General features: G+C 62.0%; 2 protein-coding genes. One reads left to right on the forward strand and one right to left on the reverse strand.

All coding sequences use genetic code 11. The annotated features are described in order from the left end of the window. On the forward strand, positions 1-194 hold a 194-nt coding region (locus Q7T06_RS05960; RefSeq protein WP_304781837.1), incomplete at its 5' end, for a hypothetical protein. A gap of 151 nt (positions 195-345) precedes the next feature. On the opposite strand, the gene Q7T06_RS05965 is transcribed toward Q7T06_RS05960, so the two are convergent. After that, positions 346-1121, reverse strand: a 776-nt coding sequence (locus Q7T06_RS05965; protein WP_370652344.1) for a chromosome segregation SMC family protein, incomplete at its 5' end; no start/stop codon positions are given.

The following is a 1121-nucleotide window of genomic DNA, read 5'->3' on the forward strand; positions in this document are numbered from 1 at the left end:
AATACAAACTGCAGGAACTGACAATGCTATCGCTGAGCCCCATGCTGCGCCAGGTCCGGCGCTGGTGGCTGCGGCGCGCGGAAGACCACTTCCTGATTTGCGCAGATGTCGAACAGAAGCGGGTTCGGGAGGCCCAGCAGAACGTGGCCTACTATCAGAAGCGGGCGGCGATGGCGCGATCGGAACAGATTTGATGCAGGGTGGATCTGCCCCGATCGCGGGGCGGATTGATGCAGCCATCGTGATTTATAGCGTCGACCTGCGTACACCAAGAACGCGCCCTCCCTTTCAAAAGCGAGAACACCCGTAGCAATTCATCAGCCACCTGAACGGCGTGGCCCGCCATCAGGCCACCTCCGGCTCCCCGACAAAGTGCGCCGCCGACTCCATATCCACCGCCACGATCCGCGACACGCCCTGCTCCTGCATGGTCACGCCGATCAGCTGCTGCGCCATCTCCATCGCAATCTTGTTATGCGAAATGAACAGGAACTGGGTCTGCGTGGACATGCGCTTGACCATGTTGCAGAAGCGCTCGGTGTTTGCGTCATCGAGCGGCGCATCCACCTCGTCCAGCAGGCAGAACGGCGCCGGATTGAGCTGGAACATGGAGAACACCAGCGCCGTCGCGGTCAGGGCCTTTTCGCCACCGGACAGCAGGTGAATCGTGGCGTTTTTCTTGCCCGGCGGCTGGGCCATCACCTGCACGCCTGAATCCAGTATCTCTTCGCCTGTCATGGTCAGGCGCGCGTTGCCGCCGCCGAACAGGATCGGGAACAGTTCGCCGAAATGCTTGTTCACCTGGTCGAAGGTGTCCTGCAGCAGGTCGCGGGTTTCCTTGTCGATCTTGTGGATGGCATCTTCCAGCGTGGTCATTGCTTCGGTCAGGTCGGCATTCTGCGCGTCGAGGAAATTCTTGCGCTCCGACGCCTGCTGCAATTCGTCCAGGGCGGCCAGGTTGACCGGCCCCAGCGCGGCAATCGCATTGTTCAGGCGCGTCACTTCGCCCTGCAGCCACGGCGCCCGCATGTCGCCGGTCAGCTTTTCAGCCAGCGCGGCTTCGTCTGCCTGCGCTTCGGCCAGTTGCTGCGCGTACTGCTCCTGGTTCAGGCGCGCTGCCT

Source organism: Herminiimonas sp. (assembly GCF_030645555.1).
Lineage (GTDB): Bacteria > Pseudomonadota > Gammaproteobacteria > Burkholderiales > Burkholderiaceae_D > Oxalicibacterium.